Origin of the sequence: Methanolinea sp., from assembly GCA_030055515.1 — an archaeon.
Classification (GTDB): Archaea; Halobacteriota; Methanomicrobia; order Methanomicrobiales; family Methanospirillaceae; genus Methanolinea_A.
Genome location: JASFYI010000005.1, coordinates 17,341 through 32,930, shown reverse-complemented (window position 1 = coordinate 32,930; position 15,590 = coordinate 17,341). Strand labels below are relative to the sequence as shown.

Below are 15,590 nucleotides of genomic sequence, written 5' to 3'. Positions count from 1 at the left end.
GCGGCTGGAACGGGTCAGTGTACGAGGAAGACCACGCGTGGGAGAGGTCCGGGGTCTGGAAGACCTCGTCGGTATTACTCCCGAAAGAGTAACCTGGGGATGGAGTTGCAAAAGCATCTGTGTAGGAAGACCACATCGAGGAAGCGAATAGCGGCTGGAACGGGTCAGTGTACGAGGACGACCACGCGTGGGAGAGGTCCGGGGTCTGGAAGACCTCGTCGTATGTACCGCCCATGGAAGGAGTCAGGTTCTCGTGGAACGCAGTGACACTTCCGGAGAGGAACAGGATGCAGGTAAGTCCGAAGGCAATGGATATCTTTCTCATTACTCTATCTCCTTTTTATTATGAGTCTTTTGTCCATTATTATTAAATTCTTTTTGCAGGAAGCGCGTGTGATGACCTCTGCCCTGTCACGAAGCATATCTCCCACGAACTGTGCTTTATAATGCAGGGAATTACGGGTAGAGTGAGTTTGTATCCAGTAAAATTGTTATGGTGATCTTTCATTCGAAAACAGTGCAAACGGGAGCGATCTGTTGCGGGAACGCTGGGGATCTGCGATTCAGCCTGAAATCCAGCGGGTATGGCTGCTTCGCTTGATAAGGACTGTAAAACGAGTGAAAAACAAAAAATCGGAAACCCCCTCTCGGGGGTCTCCTTTTTCGTTCCGCGACTGCAGGGTTTACAGGCGCCTGACCGCGTCCTGGATGCTTATGGACTTGCTGAAGGACGCGATGGTGCCAGATGCAGTGGTCTTCTCCTTGTACACGAGGTCAACGCCCTGCATGAAGTCCATGAGTGTACGTCTGTCGGGGTTGACGATGACACGGTCATATGTCTTTCCGCCTACCAAGACATCCTCCGCTTCATCCTCACCGAGGACGACACCGGTCCTGCCCTCCATGACGTGTGCGTTCAACCATGCAGCGGCGCTGCCCTGCCCGGTGAGACCGATGGAGTAGCTGAGCTGCGTCGGGACGTCAGCCGCCTTCGCGATGTGGTTCTCGCCCGCCTGCGCGATTGCAGTCACGGCGGTTCCGGTGAACGAGCTGCCCATCTCGTAGACGTTGCAGTACGCCGGGATGTATCCCTGGTCACCGGTCGCGAACGGGCAGATGAACCTCTCCGTCGCGTCGGATCCCTGGCTCGCGAGGTCAAGGAGCATGCTCTCGGAGAACGTCAGCCTGCCCATCGCGGACTCGGACGCGACGAAGTCAAACTGCTCGGTCGATGCAAAGTTCTTCTGGTTCGCGGTCTTTGCACCGGTGTCTACGGACTGCATCTCGTTGAACTCGGTGTAGCCGTTGTCAGCGATGATGGACTCGGTGTAGGACAGCACTGCCTGCCTCTCTGGCTGCCACGTGAAATTGGGATCACCGGTTTCAATAGCACCTGTCGTGGTGTTCAGCTGATAGTTTGGCCAGTATTCTGTCAGCGGCGGGTTGTTCCTGAGATCCTGGTTGCTCGTCGTCCAGACAACAGTCTCAGTGTTCGTGACAGTGCCCACGCACGTGACCGCAGTCGTCGTCGAGATGCCCTGCGTCTCCGCAGTCGGCGGGATGGGGTCGACCGCCATTGCCATTCCCACGGCGAGGACGGCGAGTGCGATGACCGCAATTGCGAACTTCTTCATTTTTTTCCTCCTACATTTCATGCTGATACTCTCAGCATCAACCAGTCTTTTTGGTGACAGGAGCATAAGAACCTTTCCCTCTCCCGTGGCAATACGAGGGCGGATTGGACGCGTCCGGCCTTAATGAGTGGATGCTTCGGAACGTGCCGCGGGCCGGCCCGCGGTGACTGCCATTGACCCTCAGGCGGTGGATCCCGCGTGAACCTCCCCCCCGCAGCGACTCTCACTTCCTCGCGACCGTCACGTACCCCGTGTGGCAGACGCGGGTGGAGGGGCGGGTCCCCCTCGGGCCCCTCGCGATCTCCCTCCCGATGCACTCGTGCGCCGTGACCTCGGAGAAGAGCCCGCGGGCAGTATCAACGACGGTGAAGAGCTGCTCGAGGAACGGGGTGAAGCACGCGAGGTACCCGCCGGGGGAAAGGAGGTCCCACGCGTGCCGGACGATCCCGGGAGTGACGGGGAGGTCGAGGTGGACGACGTCGAACGTCCCGTCCGCGTCGAGGACGTCGCCGCAGACGACCCGGACGTTCTCAAGCTTCGCGTCCGCGATGTTCCTCTCGGCGGACCGCGCGAACTCCGGGCGGACCTCCCAGGTCTCCACAAAGCCCGCGATCCCGCCGAAGTAGATCGCGGCAATCCCGCTCCCCGTCCCCGCGTCGAGCACGCGGTCGTTCCTGTTCATGCCCGTGCACGCGACGACGAGGCCGATGTCCTTCGGGAGCATGGGCGCCCCGCTCCGGGCAGCGCGAGAGAAGAAGTCGGGTGCCCGGGGGGAGAGGACGCGGAATGCGCACCCCGTGTGCGTGGTGATCGTATCGCCGGGCGAGGCGGAGAGGAGGAGGGAGAGGTCGATGACGCCCCTGTCGGTCGAAAAGGAACCCTCCCCCGCCCGGACGAAGTACGTCCTCCCCTCCCCGGCGAGGAGGACGCGGTCACCCGGTGCGAACATGCTCCGAGAGCCGGATGATGGCCGCGGCGATGTCGCCGCCCGACTGGACGAGGGCCTCGCGGGCGGCTTCAATGCTCACGCCGGCCTGCTCGGCGACGAGCCTCACGTCCTCCTCGGGGATCTCCGGCGCGGCCGGCTCGAAGCGCGGGCTGCCCGTGATCTGGTACGTCGTGATCCCCTGCATCGTCATGACCGCGACCTCCGCGGAATCGAAGACGTAGTCACCCTTCCCCGTCGAGATCACGATCCGACGCACGTCCTCTATCGGCTCGACCTGCATCCCGAGCTGCTTCATCACCTGCTTCATCTTCCTCGGGTTGATGCCTCCCGGCAGCATGCGCACTCACTCCCTGCCGTACTTTGACGGCGACACCGTATGTAATTACCGGCATGTCCCCGCCGGGGACGACCGCCGTCCCCGTCGCGCAGAGCTCGTCGTCGCCGGAAACGACCATGACCTCGTCTCCCGCCCTTATCTCCGGATCGGCCGCGACGACGTGCCTGCAGAAGACGTTCTTGCCCGCCCTCGCGAATTCCGCGACGTCGGGGAGGATGCACACCCTGTATGCGGGGGGCGGGAGCACCTCCATGAGCAGCCGTGCCCCCGCGATCCCGAGCGTGAGCCTCCCGTCGGATGCACGTATGGTCGCGAGCCTCTCGCCGCGGAAGAGGACCTGCCGGATCCTGCCCGTCCGCGAGTACTGGAACGTGCAGCCGTCGGGGAAGAGGCCCCTCCCCGCCCCCCTCCCGAACTGGAAGTCAGCGATCGCCCTGACGCGCGCAAGCGAGCTGCTCTCCGACGAGCGCGTCGATCCTCGCGACAAACCTCTCCTCCGATTCCCTCGGGATGTACGCTCCCGCCGCGATCCTGTGCCCTCCCCCCGCGCCCCCGACCTCCGCCGCGGCGATGGCCATGGCCTGCTGGAGGTCGATCCCCCGCGAGACCACCCGCTCCGTCGTGCGCATCGAGGCCTTCGTCTGCGTCGGGTCCTCGGGCAGTTCCACCATGACGAGGATGGGCTTCTCCGGGTTCAGGCGGGAGAGGGCCATCCCCGCCCCTATCCCCACGATCGTGTCGGGGTACCTGTCGCCGAGGTGGATGTACTGGATGTGGGAGAGCTCCTTCACCCCCCGCGAGAGGATGTACTCGAGGAGGTCGCGGATGACCGCGCGGTGGTTCATGAGCATGTGCTCTGCCTGCCGGAAGGCCTCCCCCCTGTCCCCGCGGCAGATCGCACCCCCCACCGAGGGGCGCATCCACCGGCCGCACGCGTTGAGGAGCGTCGCGAACTCCTGCGCGTTCCGGAGCGGCGTCCTCTCCACCTCGCCGGGGAAGAGGTAGCTCTCCGAGAAGAGCCGGTCGACGGGTTCGCCGCAGGCCATCAGCTGCTGCGCGAGCGCACTCAGAACGAGCCTCTTTTCGTCCGGCAGGAGCTCTTCCCAGACGCGCCACCTCTTCTCCGGCGTCTGGAGCTCGATTCCCAGCCTCTGGAGGAACCGGAGAGCGCCTGCCGTGTTGTTGGAGATGCCCGGGATGTAGGGGTCGTCGCTGAACGCGAGGCAGACGTGGAGCGGCCGCGTCGAGGTCCCGTAGCAGTTCAGGTCGCGGGGGACGATCTCGATCCACCCGCCCTCCGCGCCCTCGACGGCGATCTCGCGGGCGGGACCGACGAGCCCGCAGTCCTCGCGCGCCATCATGTCCCCGACGTTGCCCACGACGGCGAGTTTCGAGAGGTCCGTGTTCGCCGTGTCCATCGCGCACGCGACGAGGTACGCGACCCCCGCCGCGCTCATCTTGTGGTGCCCGTGGTGGAGCGCGTTTGCCTGCAGGTAGTCCCTCCCGCACGGCTGGCTCACGTGGTGGTCGATGATGACCACTTCGTCCCCTGAGAGACCCTTCTCGAGGAGGAGGTTCTGCTGCCCGGCGCCGAGGTCGCAGAAGACCTTGAGGCTGTCGTCCGCGGGGACCTGCGTCATGGTGAGGGGTTCGAGCTGCCGGACGAAGACGGACCTGTGGGGGATCCCGGCGCGGGAGAGGGCCTGGGCGAGGATCGCCTCCCCCGCGATCCCGTCCGCGTCGATGTGGGAGATGACGGTCACCTCGTGGTGCGCGAGGATCTCCCTCGCGACCTCGCGGGCGTCATCGAGGAGACTCATCGGATCACTACTCCACGCCGGAGGAGAAAAAATCTACTCGTTTTTGCCATACCCCGCGCATCCCGCGGGATTTTCCGGCCGGGAACGGGGGTGGGTGGAGCACGGCACGCGTCCTCCCTCCCGGGGGATATTCATTATCTCCGCGGCCGAACTACAGGCGATCGCATGACCGGAGGAGAACGCGGAAGAGGGGAGGAGCGGGTGTTCGGCCCCGAGTACCGGGAGTTCCTCGAGACGGGGCCCGTGTCCGCCGGGAGGATGAGGGCTATCGACGGGAACGCGAGGGCGCTCGGCGTGAGCTCCCTCCAGCTTATGGAGGCAGCGGGGCATGCCCTCGCGGAGTTCGTGAGGTCCCTCTCGAGGGAGCCCGTCCTCTTCCTCTGCGGGAAGGGCAACAACGGGGGCGACGGCCTCGCCGCCGCGCGGCACCTCCAGGATCTCGACGTTTCTGTCCTCTACGTCGACGGTGAGGGAAGGACCCCGGAGTGTTCACGGCAGCTTGCCGCCCTCGCGCACTGCGCGGTCAGGTGTTATCCCGCCCGGTGCCCCGCGGACGTCACCGCGAAAAGGAGACTCTTCTCGGGGGCGGGCTGCATCGTGGACGCGATCCTCGGGACCGGGGCGATAGGGGAACCCAAGGAACCCGCGCGGACGATGGTCCGGCTCGCGTCCCTCTCGCCCGCCCTGAAGGTCTCTGCGGACGTCCCGACGCCCGGGTTCATCCCCGACCGGATCCTCGCCTTCCACCGCGCAAAGGTCGAGGGCTCGATCGTCGCGGGGATCGGGATTCCCCTCGAGGCAGAGGTCGCCGTCGGCCCGGGCGACCTTTCGCTCCTCCCGCGCAGGGAGCCTTCCGCCCACAAGGGCGCGGGGGGGAAAGTCCTCGTGGTCGGCGGCGGGCCGTACCAGGGCGCACCCTACCTCGCGGGACTCGGTGCCCTCCGGGCAGGCGCAGACATCGTCCGCGTCGCGTCGCCCGTCTTCGAGCCGGTCCCCGACCTCATCTTCGAGCGCATCCCCGGGGAGGTGATCGGCAGGGAACACCTCCCGCGCCTCCTCGAGCTCGCGGGGGAGTCGGACGTCGTCGTCATGGGGTGCGGCCTAGGGGACCAGAGCCACGACGTCGTGCTCGCGCTCGCGAGTGAATGCGAGAAGGCGGTCGTCGACGCGGACGCACTCCGACGCCCGCTCCCGCGTGCAGGGGAGACGATCTACACGCCGCACGCGGGGGAGTTCCGGAGGGCATTCGGGAAGGTGCCGCCCGGAGACCTTGTCAGGAGGGCGAGGGTCGTCAGGGAGGCTGCGCGGGACGGGGTCGTCCTCCTCAAGGGTCCCGTGGACGTCATCTCCGACGGGGAGCGTGTCCGGTTCAACACGACGGGATCGCCGGTCATGACCGTCGGCGGGACGGGCGACGTCCTCGCCGGGGTCGCGGGCGCACTCCTCTGCCACCTCCCCGCGTTCGAGGCGGCGTGCATCGCGGCGTACGTGAACGGGAAGGCAGGGATGGCGGCGGAGAGGGAGATGGGGGGCGGCATGCTCCCGACGGACCTCTGCGCGCGCATCCCCGCCGCACTCTTCGGGGGAGGAAGAGAGCATGAGTGAATTCTCGCACGTCCGTGACGGCAGGGCCCGCATGGTGGACATCGGTGGGAAGCCCGAGGTGTACAGGGAGGCAGTGGCATCCGGGAGGATCGTCCTTCGCCCCGAAACTCTCCGCGCGATCCGCGAGGGGACCGTGGTGAAGGGAAACGTCCTCGCGACCGCCCGGGTCGCGGCGGTCCTCGCCGTGAAGGCGACGCCGTCCCTCGTCCCCATGTGCCACCCCATCCCGGTGAGCAGCATCGAGGTGGACTTCCGCGAGCTCCCTGACTCCCTCGAGGCGACCGTGCGCGTCCGCTCGGTCGGCAGGACCGGCGTCGAGATGGAGGCACTCACAGGCGTTGCGGTCGCCCTCCTCACCGTCTGGGACATGGTCAAGTCCGCGGAGAAGGACGGGCGCGGCCAGTACCCCTCCACCCGGATCACGGACATCAGGGTTCTTGAGAAGGTGAAGGGGGGAGGAGGGGGCCGCGGGGAGGACGACCGCGCTCTTTAAGTCTGCCCCCGCCGATTCATATAGGTCTTGCGGGATCCGTCCCGCCGAGGAATGTGGCCCGGGAGTCGCCGGGCCGAACCTGGAAGGTGCGCGACAATGGCACGTTCGATGTACGCCTTCGTGAGGGAGGCATGGAAGAGGCCCGAGGAGACCGGTGTCGGCGACCTCCTCTGGGAGAGGATGCAGAAGTGGCGGCGCGAGGGGAGCGTGGTCCGGATCGAGAGGCCGACGCGGATCGACAGGGCCCGGAACCTCGGGTACAAGGCAAAGCAGGGCATCGTCGTGGTGAGGGTGAAGGTCCGCCGCGGGGGGAGGCGGAAGTCCCGGTACGTCAGGGCCCGGCGGTCCATAAGGATGGGCGTCAACAGGGTCACGCCCGCAAAGAGCCTCCAGAGGATGGCAGAGGAGAGGGCGTCCCGCAGGTACCCGAACATGGAGGTCCTCAACTCCTACTGGGTCGGGCAGGACGGGCGCCACAAGTGGTACGAGGTCATCCTCGTCGACGGCCACCACCCCGCGATCCGGAGCGATCCGCACCTCTCGTGGCTCGCTGATCCCGTCCACCGGGGCCGCGCGGAACGCGGCAAGACGAGCGCGGGCATGAAGGGCAGGGGCATGCGCAGGCGCGGGCGCGGGACCGAGAAGACCCGGCCGAGCATCCGGTCGCACGGGAATATCGGCAAATAACCAAGGGGGATCCTATCCCCGCACCTCTTTTCCCATGCGCTGCACGGACGCCTGCGTCTACCCGTATCCCGCCGGGGACTCCTCCCTCCGGAGGATGGCGCTCACGGCCCGCGAACTCGGTTTTGACAGCATCGTCGCGGCCGTGCCCGCGGGGGGGAACGTCGCGGGGATCGAGGTGATCCCGCTCTCGGTGCACGGCCGCGGCGGGAGTTGTGGTAATCGGGCGCTCGTCGCGGCGCAGGCAACCGACTACGCGGGGAACAGGGCGCTCATCCAGTCGGGGCACGTCCGGATCATCCGCGGGATCCAGTCGGCCCCGAGGAACTCCTTCGACCACGTCCTCTCCCGGCTGGCCGCGGAGAAGGGCGTCGCCGTGGACATCGACATCTCGGCCATCGTCTTTGAGCGGGGGCAGGCCCGGCAGCGTGCCATCCAGAGGTACGCCGAGATCGCGCGGTTCGCGGGGAAGTTCGGTTTCTCCCTCACCTTCTCCTCGGGGGCACGGTCGGTCCTCGGGATGAGGTCGCCCCGCGAGATGGTGGCCCTCGGGGCCCTCTTCGGCCTCGACCGCGAGGATGTCCGGGCCGCGCTCGGGGCTGTCTCGGCCCTGCTCTTCCCGGAGAGTCCCGTCGAGGTGGTCGGGTGAGGCCCCTGCCCCCGACACTCCGGGAGAACAAGCGGTACGTCCTTTCGCGGGTGGAACCCCCGTGGGCCGAGATCGACGGCCGCAGCATCTCGGCCGCCGTCGCGGAGGCCGTGGCCTCCCTCTTCGGCGATGCGGGGCTGGCACGGATCCAGCCGGCCGTCATCTCCGCGGGCGCGGGCCACGCGATCGTCCGCTGCGTCCGGTCAACGGAGGGGGAGCTCGTCGCTGCCCTCGCGACGGTCCACCGCGTCGGGTCGCAGAGAGTCGCGCTGCGGCCCGTCAGGACGTCCGGGACGCTGCGTGCCCTGCGGAGGGCCGTGCGGGAGGGCGCGTTCTGCCCCGCGACCGAGACCGGGGAAGCCCGCTTCGGGGGCAGGACGTTTCCGTGCATCCGGTACCAGATCGAGAAGGTTGATTTATTTGAAAAAGGATTTAAAAGCCAGGAACCATTGTTTCTCACAGCCGAGGATCTGGAGGAATAAATTTGCAACCACAGGCATACCAGATGGGCTATGACCGGGCGATCACCGTCTTCAGCCCGGACGGCCGCCTCTACCAGGTCGAATATGCCCGGGAAGCGGTCAAGAGGGGAACGACTGCCGTCGGGATCAAGTGCCGCGAGGGCGTCGTGCTGATCGTGGACAAGCGCGTCAGTTCCCGGCTCCTCGAGCCCTCCTCGATAGAGAAGATATTCAAGATCGACGAGCACATCGGGGTAGCCTCCTCGGGGCTCGTCGGCGACGCGAGGGCGCTCGTCGACCGTGCCCGGATCGAGTGCCAGATCCACCGCCTCACCTACGACGAGGCGATCGACGTGGAAGCCCTCGCGAAGAAGCTGGGCGACCACATGCAGACCTACACGCAGTTCGGGGGTGCGCGGCCGTACGGTACAGCCCTCCTCATCGCGGGCGTGAGCGACGGGGAGAGCAGGCTGTTCGAGACCGACCCGAGCGGGACGCTGCTCGAGTACAAGGCGACGGGGATAGGGATAGGCCGCAACGCCGTCATGAAGGTCTTCGAGGAGGAGTACGACTACGATGCGGGGATCAGCGACTGCATCGTCCTCGGGATCAAGGCGCTCCACGACGCGACGGAGGGCAAGTTCGACGTCAATACCGTGGAGATCGGGGTCATCGAGAGGGAGAGACCCCTGTTTAGGAAGATGAGCAAGGAAGAGGTCTCCGCGTTCGTCGAGAAGCTGGAGAAGTAGGGGGTGGCGGGATGATACCCCTCGAGAGGGCGGTCTGCGCGAGGCTGGAGAGCCACGGCGAGAGGTTCGAGATCCTCGTCGATCCGGACCTCGCGGTGAAGTTCCGGCAGGGGGAGGACGTTCCGCTCGAGGAGATGGTGGCAGCCCTCTACGTCTTCTCCAACGCGTCGCGGGGGACGAAGGCATCCGAGGAGGCGCTCCAGAAAGTCTTCCAGACGACCGATTTCTCCGAGATCGCGCCGAAGATCATCCGCAAGGGGGAGATCCAGCTCACCGCGGAGCAGAGGAGGCAGATGATCGAGAGCAAGCGCCGCCAGGTCATCGCCTTCATCGCGAGGAATGCCGTGAATCCCCAGACAGGGCTCCCCCACCCTCCCCAGCGGATCGAGATGGCGATGGAGGAGGCGAGGGTCAACATCGACCTCTACAAGAGCGTCGAGGAACTCGTGAAGGAGACCGTGAAGGCCCTGCGCCCCATCCTCCCGATCAAGTTCGAGGAGCTGAGGATCGCGGTGAAGGTCCCCGCCGAGTTCGCGCCCCGCGCGTTTGGGGAGATCCAGTCCGCCGCGACGATCGAGCGGGACGAGTGGCAGAAGGACGGGTCGTGGATCTGCATCGTCCGCATCCCGGCCGGGATACAGGGTGACTTCTACTCGCTCGTCAACAGGCTCACGAAGGGGCAGGGAGAGGTGAAGATCCTCGAATAGGTATAAGAAGGAACACCGCATACATTTAAGGACCAAGAACGATTCGGGGAAGAGAAGATGAGCAGCGGACAGCAGAAGGCGGCGAAGGGAAGGGTCACGCTGAGCGCGGGCCGGTTCGGGCCGCGCTACGGCCGGTTCATCCGGAAGAGGGTCGCAGAGACAGAGGCGATCTCGAGGGCTACCCACCCCTGCCCGCGGTGCGAGGTAGTCGCGGTGAGGAGGGTGGGGACGGGGATATGGGCCTGCCGGAAGTGCGGGTTCAAGTTCGCCGGCGGTGCGTACACCCCGCAGACGCCCGCGCTCCGCGTCGCGCTCCGCGCGATAGACAGGACCGCGCCGGGTGCGGGGGAGTGAGTCCCCGATGGCAGCGAGCTACAAGTGTGCCCGGTGCAAGCAGAAGGTCGAGATAGAGCAGAACGTCAGGTGTCCCTTCTGCGGGCACCGGATCCTCTTCAAGGAACGCGGCGCGGCGATAAAGGACTTGAAGGCCCGGTGACAGGGAAAGGGTCCCGGTCCCGAATACCCGTCCTTTTTTTGCCGGGACCTCCCCGTGGCCGCGGCACGTGCGGCACCGCCCCCCTTTTTCCCACGGTGCACGGGGATGCGCGCGGGGCAACTGGTTTAAAAGTGCCCGCGCGTACTTGTACAGTGCACGACCGGGGGAAGGGGTGAGAGCCCGTGGATCACGAGGCGACGTTCCGGATCACGAGCCGTCACGCGGAGGCGATCTTCAGGGCACTCGCCCCCGAGTTCCCGGAAGATGTGCATCCCCGGTCGCGCGCGGAATGCACGTGCGAGGATTCCCGCACGATCGTGCTGAGGGTCCGCGCGAGGGATATCTCCGCGCTCCGTGCATCCCTCAACATGTGGCTGCGCCTGGTCAGCGTCGCAGACGAGATGCAGGCGTTCGCGCCGCGGGAAGGAGGAGAGTGAGCATGAACACCATATCACCAAAGGTCCAGAACCAGATCGCCCAGCTGCAGCAGATGCAGCAGCAGATGCAGACAATCGGGGCGCAGAAGAGCCAGTACGAGATCACGGTCCGGGAGGCGAAGAGGGCAGCCGAGGAACTGAAGGACGTCCCGGACGAGAACGCCGTCTTCATGAGCGTCGGGTCCGTCCTCATGCAGAAGAAGAAGGAGGAAGTCCTCGCGAAGCTGAACGAGAAGATTGAGACCCTCGAGCTCCGGATCAAGTCACTCGAGAAACAGGAGACCCTCCTCCAGGGCAAGTTCGAGCAGCTCCAGGCCCAGGTGAAGCAGGCGCTCGAGGGCAGGCCTGCCCCCGGGGCCGCCTGAAGGGCTCGGCCACCGGGGTGGCCCGGGTCACCGCATCACTTTTTGCTCTCGTCCTTCCTGTCCAGCCTGTGGAGGAGGTTGAGGGCGTTTATCATCGCCTCGGTGGAGGCGAGCACGATGTCGTCGCCCGAGCCGCTCGCGTCGAAGGTCCGGCCGTGCTCGTCCTCGACGGCGATCGTGACGTGCCCGATCGCGTCTGACCCGCCCGAGATGGCCTCCACGTGGAAGTCCTTGAGCTGGACCCTCACGGGGAGCACGCCGAGGATTGCCTTTATCGCCGCGTCCACCGGCCCTGTCCCCGTCGCGCTGTAGACCCGCTCCTCCCCCCCGACCCGTGCCTTGATGCTCGCGGTCGGGATGACGTGGTTGCCAGTCATCACGGCGAACTCGTCGAGCTCGATGTACCGCCGGCCGTTGCTGACGCCCATCTCGGTCTCCGCGATCTCGTAGAGGTCGGCGTCGGTGACCCTCTTGCCCTTGACCGAGATGAACTTGATCTTCTCCACGATCCTGTCGAGCTGGGAGTCGGTCGGGTGAAGGTGGACTTCCTCGAGCATCTGGCGGACGGCGTGCCTCCCGACGTGCTTGCCGAGGGTGAGCCGCCTGCGGTGCCCCACCATCTCGGGGGTCATGATGCCGGGCTCGAACGTCGCCGCGCACGCGATCACGCCGTGGGAGTGGATCCCGCTCTCGTGCGAGAACGCGTTGTCCCCGACGATGGGGTACGTCGGCGGGATCGCGATCCCCGAGTACCGCGAGATGAGGCGCGACGTCTCGACGAGTTTCTCCTTCCTGATTCCCGTGGAGATCCCGAAGATGGACTCGAGGATCATCACGGTCGCGGCGAGGTCCGCGTTCCCCGCACGCTCCCCGAGCCCGTTGACCGTCACCTGGACCTGCGAGGCCCCTGCCTCGACGGCCGTGATGGTGTTTGCGACGGCGAGCCCGAAGTCGTTGTGGCAGTGGACATCGAGCGGGCAGTCGATCTCCCGCGCGAGGTGGGAGATGAGGTCGCGCATCGCCATCGGGGTCGAGACGCCGACCGTGTCCGGGACGTTCAGGATCGTCGCCCCCGCCTCCGCGGCCGTCCGGAAGACCTCGACGAGGTAGTCCCTCTCGGTCCTCGTCGCGTCCATCGCGGAGAACATGCAGAGGTCGCAGTGGTCACGGACGTAGGAGACGATCTCCCCCGTGATATCGAGGACCTCCTCCTTGCTCTTCTTGATGGTGTGGACCCGCTGGACCTCCGAGGTCGGGATGAAGACGTGGACCATGTCGACGTCGCAGTCGAGGCACGCGTCCACGTCCTCCCTGCGCGACCGGGCGAGGCCGCAGACCTTCGCCTCGAGGCCGAGGTTCGCGATCGCCTTCACCGTCTCCCTCTCGCCCTGCGAGGAGGCCGGGAATCCCGCCTCTATCGTGTGGACACCGATGGACGAGAGGTGGCGGGCGATTTCGAGTTTCTGTTCGAAGGTGAACGAGATCCCGGGCGTCTGTTCGCCGTCCCGGAGCGTTGTGTCAAAAACAGTCACCCTTCTCTGTCCGTTGCTAGCGACAAAGAAGGCAATTCCCCGCATCTGTTATTCTGGAGGACATGCGAGATCGGTTTCTCGCCCGAGCACTTAAAGGTATATCCCCGTTTTCCCCGGGCATCCCCAGAATCGATACGTTTAAGAGTTTATTTTCCCCTATAATATGAGCGCAATTCCCGCCTTAACTCAGCCTGGTAGAGTGCGCGGCTGTAGTATGATCTGCCGGTTCCGGCAATTGCGCGGCTACCGCGATGTCCCCGGTTCGAATCCGGGAGGCGGGATCTCCACACGTTGCGCGAAGAAATGTGCCCAGGTGGTGTAGCGGCCTATCATGTCGGCCTGTCACGCCGACGACTCGGATTCAAATTCCGACCTGGGCGTCCACGTTTTCCCGAATTATTCAGGTTCCATGTATCTTGTCTGGGACAGGGCGCGGCACGGTCTTTCCGTGGCTTTTAATAAAGGTGTCAATAACGGGATAACGATGGATGTTTCCACCGGAAAATCCACCTCGGTTTTTCCCTGTCCTGATCCATCTCCCCACGCGTGCCCTGCCTTTGCGGATACCCTGCGTGGGAACGAGAAAGGCACAATCTGTATCCACTCTTTTTCGTGTCTTTATGTCCTGGGACCAATTTCGCGTAACCTCGTGGAAATGTCTGCTCTGTCATTTTGCAGTGTGGGGGAAATGCGCAAGCCGGTCGACATGCGGGACTTTTTCGTACCCGGGGGACCACCATCCGCACGATTGCGTATTTTGCAGGGTGAACGGCGCACCGAGTATCCGCACCGTCCTGCCTTTCATCGACGGTCCGTCGGCCGATATCCTATTTCGCAGTACCTGTTCTCCGGATGCGCTGCAACGCGCACTCGACAGCCAGCTGGGCACACGGATCTTCGTCCTCGAGCATCCGCTCGAGGTAGGGGATGGCCTTCTCGCTCCCCGTGTTCCCGAGCGCCCACGCGGCGAGGAGGCGGACCTGCGGGTCATCGTGGTACAGTGTCCTTATAAGTGCATCCACTGCCTCTTCTCCCCTTGCACCGAGGGAACGCGCTGCGTTCCACCGTTCATCGACGCTTGGAGCCTCGAGTGAGCGGACGAGTGCATCGACGCCGTGCGTTCGTTCTCCACCGCTCTTCCATGCAGAGTGTGCCATGTGTGAGCACAGTGCAATATGCTCCCTTTTATAAAAATCTTCCGAGCATCCCGGCTGCCTCTCTTTTGCACCCATAGTACGCGGTGAGCATCCCGCAGCGAGAGTTCTCCGCACGGGTGGGGGTAATCCTCCAGTCTCTTGACTCCGAAAATTTTTCGACGGGAAAGATCCTCTCGAAAAGTCCTTTCCACGCCTGTACGAAGAGGGGCACGTCCATTATGATACTCACGGTCATGCCTCGCGGCTGTGGACGGAAAGTGAAATGGAGCTATTACGAAGAGGCAAATACAACGATCTCACCTCTCTCGTGAACTTTTGCAGGTGCCTGTGTGAAGAAATATGCATTCATTTTTCCGATCTATAGAAATCCAGAACACCGTTACTATTTCGCGTTTTTTAAGAAAATGAGTGGAATCAGACAGAAATTATAAATACTTCCAGCAGGTACACTACCCTTGAGTTCGCAGTCCCATGCGAATCAAGGTGGCATCATGAGAAAGAGGATACAGGCCTACTTTGCGATATTGATAGTTTTCCTCGCGGTGGGGGCTGGTCTCGCGAACGCCGCGCGGACCATGTCCCCGACGAACGAGACGTCGAAGATCACGACGCTCACGTCCGCGTCGGTGATCGGGAACCTCTATTCCCACACCGACATCGTCTACGTCCAGGGCAACCAGGACCTGCGCGACAACCCCCCGCTCAACCAGAGCTGCGGCGAGGGTGAGTCGACCATCAGCTACCAACAGGACGTGATGGCAATCTCGGGTGAGGTGACCTACGACAAATACACGAACCTCGACACCGGGCCGAAGACCGCGAACTCCAACAACTTCGAGAGCACGCAGGTCATGACCTACGACACGAACGGCGACGGCACGGAGACAGGAAAGATGATCGCGTCCGAGAGCATCCTCGTCTCCTCGGTCGCGAATGGCTGCACTGCCGGATTGAGCTGCTGCGACGCGGTTTGGGGCGTGAACGAGGGAGACGCGATACCCCCGACGAACGACATCGTCGTCGCAGGGTCGAGCATGGTCGTGAGCGAGGCAGCGGTGACCTCGTCGAGCGGCGCGAGGATCACGTCCGATTCCCCGAGCACGCCGGTGTCACTTGACTACGCGGTCGAGATCGAGGGCGTGAACCAGACTGAAGGTGACCCAAGTACCGGTGCAGTCGGGTCCGCGAGCGCGTACGTGTCCGCGAGCCTGCAGGAGGGCCTCGGGAACTCGACGGCGGTAGGTACCGAAGTGACATACAGTGACGTCACCTCCGCGAGCGGGCTGTTCACGCTCGCAAAGGAAGTGAGCTTCACTTCCGGATAACCCCCATTTTTCAGGTGAAAAAAAGGCACGACCCGGAGACCCCGTCCACCGCGGGAAATCCGTGGTTCGGTTTTTTTAATCGTCCATGTACTACCCGGATTTTTCGTGTGCAGGAATTTTTGGCAGGAGTACGGGAATTAACCCTTCCGGCTGATCTCGAAATCCTGTTACCAGCCCAGTCTCAAACCCG

General features: G+C 64.3%; 19 protein-coding genes, 2 tRNA genes and 1 pseudogene. 14 read left to right on the top strand and 8 right to left on the bottom strand.

What is annotated here, in order from left to right; genetic code table 11:
• The 6 genes and pseudogenes from QFX32_08670 to QFX32_08645 all read right to left on the bottom strand — a co-directional run.
• Window positions 1-325, bottom strand: a 325-nt coding sequence (locus QFX32_08670; protein MDI9634105.1) for a hypothetical protein, incomplete at its 3' end; no start/stop codon positions are given.
• A 358-nt stretch (window positions 326-683) separates the two neighbouring features.
• Window positions 684-1,634, bottom strand: coding sequence for a hypothetical protein (locus tag QFX32_08665; GenBank protein ID MDI9634104.1), 951 nt, complete (start codon window positions 1,632-1,634; stop codon window positions 684-686).
• A 223-nt stretch (window positions 1,635-1,857) separates the two neighbouring features.
• Complete coding sequence (locus QFX32_08660) at window positions 1,858-2,583, bottom strand: methyltransferase domain-containing protein (protein ID MDI9634103.1); 726 nt, start codon at window positions 2,581-2,583, stop codon at window positions 1,858-1,860.
• Entirely contained in the window at window positions 2,567-2,920 is a 354-nt protein-coding gene (locus QFX32_08655; protein ID MDI9634102.1) for a nascent polypeptide-associated complex protein, read from the bottom strand. The genes QFX32_08660 and QFX32_08655 overlap by 17 nt, the downstream gene beginning before the upstream one ends.
• 10 nt (window positions 2,921-2,930) lie before the next feature.
• Window positions 2,931-3,407: pseudogene (locus QFX32_08650) on the bottom strand (pseudouridine synthase).
• Window positions 3,343-4,740 carry a DHH family phosphoesterase gene (locus tag QFX32_08645; protein MDI9634101.1) on the bottom strand — a complete coding sequence of 466 codons (1,398 nt, stop codon included), beginning with the start codon at window positions 4,738-4,740 and terminating at the stop codon, window positions 3,343-3,345. Before QFX32_08645 ends, QFX32_08650 begins: the two are co-directional and overlap by 65 nt.
• Window positions 4,741-4,905: 165 nt before the next feature.
• On the opposite strand from QFX32_08645, the gene QFX32_08640 reads away from it, so the two are divergent.
• From QFX32_08640 to QFX32_08590, 11 genes are all read left to right on the top strand, one after another.
• Window positions 4,906-6,345 (top strand): NAD(P)H-hydrate dehydratase, encoded by a 1,440-nt coding sequence (locus tag QFX32_08640; protein MDI9634100.1) that lies wholly within the window; start codon window positions 4,906-4,908, stop codon window positions 6,343-6,345.
• Entirely contained in the window at window positions 6,338-6,838 is a 501-nt protein-coding gene (gene moaC / locus QFX32_08635) for a cyclic pyranopterin monophosphate synthase MoaC (GenBank protein MDI9634099.1), read from the top strand. Before QFX32_08640 ends, moaC begins: the two co-directional genes overlap by 8 nt.
• Before the next feature lie 96 nt (window positions 6,839-6,934).
• Window positions 6,935-7,525 carry a 50S ribosomal protein L15e gene (locus tag QFX32_08630; protein ID MDI9634098.1) on the top strand — a complete coding sequence of 197 codons (591 nt, stop codon included), beginning with the start codon at window positions 6,935-6,937 and terminating at the stop codon, window positions 7,523-7,525.
• A 34-nt stretch (window positions 7,526-7,559) separates the two neighbouring features.
• A complete protein-coding gene (locus QFX32_08625) occupies window positions 7,560-8,171 on the top strand; it encodes an RNase P subunit p30 family protein (GenBank protein MDI9634097.1) in 612 nt (203 codons plus the stop codon).
• Entirely contained in the window at window positions 8,168-8,653 is a 486-nt protein-coding gene (locus QFX32_08620; GenBank protein MDI9634096.1) for an Rpp14/Pop5 family protein, read from the top strand. Before QFX32_08625 ends, QFX32_08620 begins: the two co-directional genes overlap by 4 nt.
• A 2-nt stretch (window positions 8,654-8,655) precedes the next feature.
• A complete protein-coding gene (gene psmA / locus QFX32_08615; protein MDI9634095.1) occupies window positions 8,656-9,381 on the top strand; it encodes an archaeal proteasome endopeptidase complex subunit alpha in 726 nt (241 codons plus the stop codon).
• 11 nt (window positions 9,382-9,392) lie between these two features.
• Window positions 9,393-10,088, top strand: coding sequence for a ribosome assembly factor SBDS (locus tag QFX32_08610; protein MDI9634094.1), 696 nt, complete (start codon window positions 9,393-9,395; stop codon window positions 10,086-10,088).
• 57 nt (window positions 10,089-10,145) lie between these two features.
• Window positions 10,146-10,442 carry a 50S ribosomal protein L37ae gene (locus tag QFX32_08605; protein ID MDI9634093.1) on the top strand — a complete coding sequence of 99 codons (297 nt, stop codon included), beginning with the start codon at window positions 10,146-10,148 and terminating at the stop codon, window positions 10,440-10,442.
• 7 nt (window positions 10,443-10,449) lie between these two features.
• On the top strand, window positions 10,450-10,584 hold the full coding sequence (locus QFX32_08600) for a DNA-directed RNA polymerase subunit P (GenBank protein ID MDI9634092.1): 135 nt from the start codon (window positions 10,450-10,452) through the stop codon (window positions 10,582-10,584).
• 182 nt (window positions 10,585-10,766) lie between these two features.
• Complete coding sequence (locus tag QFX32_08595) at window positions 10,767-11,021, top strand: KEOPS complex subunit Pcc1 (GenBank protein ID MDI9634091.1); 255 nt, start codon at window positions 10,767-10,769, stop codon at window positions 11,019-11,021.
• A 2-nt stretch (window positions 11,022-11,023) separates the two neighbouring features.
• Complete coding sequence (locus QFX32_08590) at window positions 11,024-11,386, top strand: prefoldin subunit beta (protein MDI9634090.1); 363 nt, start codon at window positions 11,024-11,026, stop codon at window positions 11,384-11,386.
• A gap of 35 nt (window positions 11,387-11,421) precedes the next feature.
• Here the strand turns inward: QFX32_08590 and QFX32_08585 are convergent, their stop codons facing one another.
• Window positions 11,422-12,963, bottom strand: coding sequence for a 2-isopropylmalate synthase (locus tag QFX32_08585; GenBank protein ID MDI9634089.1), 1,542 nt, complete (start codon window positions 12,961-12,963; stop codon window positions 11,422-11,424).
• Window positions 12,964-13,093: 130 nt separating this feature from the next.
• Here QFX32_08585 and QFX32_08580 point away from each other — a divergent pair.
• Both QFX32_08580 and QFX32_08575 read left to right on the top strand, forming a co-directional pair.
• Window positions 13,094-13,199: transfer RNA gene (locus tag QFX32_08580), tRNA-Tyr, on the top strand.
• 26 nt (window positions 13,200-13,225) lie between these two features.
• Window positions 13,226-13,298, top strand: a tRNA-Asp gene (locus QFX32_08575).
• A gap of 447 nt (window positions 13,299-13,745) precedes the next feature.
• Here QFX32_08575 and QFX32_08570 read toward each other — a convergent pair.
• Window positions 13,746-14,075: a HEAT repeat domain-containing protein gene (locus QFX32_08570; GenBank protein ID MDI9634088.1), complete on the bottom strand. Its 330-nt coding sequence runs from the start codon at window positions 14,073-14,075 to the stop codon at window positions 13,746-13,748.
• A gap of 491 nt (window positions 14,076-14,566) precedes the next feature.
• Between QFX32_08570 and QFX32_08565 the strand changes: the two genes are divergently transcribed.
• A complete protein-coding gene (locus QFX32_08565) occupies window positions 14,567-15,400 on the top strand; it encodes a hypothetical protein (GenBank protein ID MDI9634087.1) in 834 nt (277 codons plus the stop codon).
• Window positions 15,401-15,590 lie beyond the last annotated feature (190 nt).

Coding starts and splice junctions, on each gene's coding strand:
- QFX32_08605 (MDI9634093.1), top strand. CDS start 10,146: ATGAGCAGCGGACAGCAGAAGGCGGCGAAGGGAAGGGTCACGCTGAGC.
- QFX32_08585 (MDI9634089.1), bottom strand. CDS start 12,963: ATGCGGGGAATTGCCTTCTTTGTCGCTAGCAACGGACAGAGAAGGGTG.
- QFX32_08565 (MDI9634087.1), top strand. CDS start 14,567: ATGAGAAAGAGGATACAGGCCTACTTTGCGATATTGATAGTTTTCCTC.
- QFX32_08600 (MDI9634092.1), top strand. CDS start 10,450: ATGGCAGCGAGCTACAAGTGTGCCCGGTGCAAGCAGAAGGTCGAGATA.
- QFX32_08655 (MDI9634102.1), bottom strand. CDS start 2,920: ATGCTGCCGGGAGGCATCAACCCGAGGAAGATGAAGCAGGTGATGAAG.
- QFX32_08630 (MDI9634098.1), top strand. CDS start 6,935: ATGGCACGTTCGATGTACGCCTTCGTGAGGGAGGCATGGAAGAGGCCC.
- QFX32_08645 (MDI9634101.1), bottom strand. CDS start 4,740: ATGAGTCTCCTCGATGACGCCCGCGAGGTCGCGAGGGAGATCCTCGCG.
- moaC (MDI9634099.1), top strand. CDS start 6,338: ATGAGTGAATTCTCGCACGTCCGTGACGGCAGGGCCCGCATGGTGGAC.
- QFX32_08660 (MDI9634103.1), bottom strand. CDS start 2,583: ATGTTCGCACCGGGTGACCGCGTCCTCCTCGCCGGGGAGGGGAGGACG.
- QFX32_08610 (MDI9634094.1), top strand. CDS start 9,393: ATGATACCCCTCGAGAGGGCGGTCTGCGCGAGGCTGGAGAGCCACGGC.
- QFX32_08665 (MDI9634104.1), bottom strand. CDS start 1,634: ATGAAGAAGTTCGCAATTGCGGTCATCGCACTCGCCGTCCTCGCCGTG.
- QFX32_08640 (MDI9634100.1), top strand. CDS start 4,906: ATGACCGGAGGAGAACGCGGAAGAGGGGAGGAGCGGGTGTTCGGCCCC.
- QFX32_08625 (MDI9634097.1), top strand. CDS start 7,560: ATGCGCTGCACGGACGCCTGCGTCTACCCGTATCCCGCCGGGGACTCC.
- QFX32_08590 (MDI9634090.1), top strand. CDS start 11,024: ATGAACACCATATCACCAAAGGTCCAGAACCAGATCGCCCAGCTGCAG.
- QFX32_08570 (MDI9634088.1), bottom strand. CDS start 14,075: ATGGCACACTCTGCATGGAAGAGCGGTGGAGAACGAACGCACGGCGTC.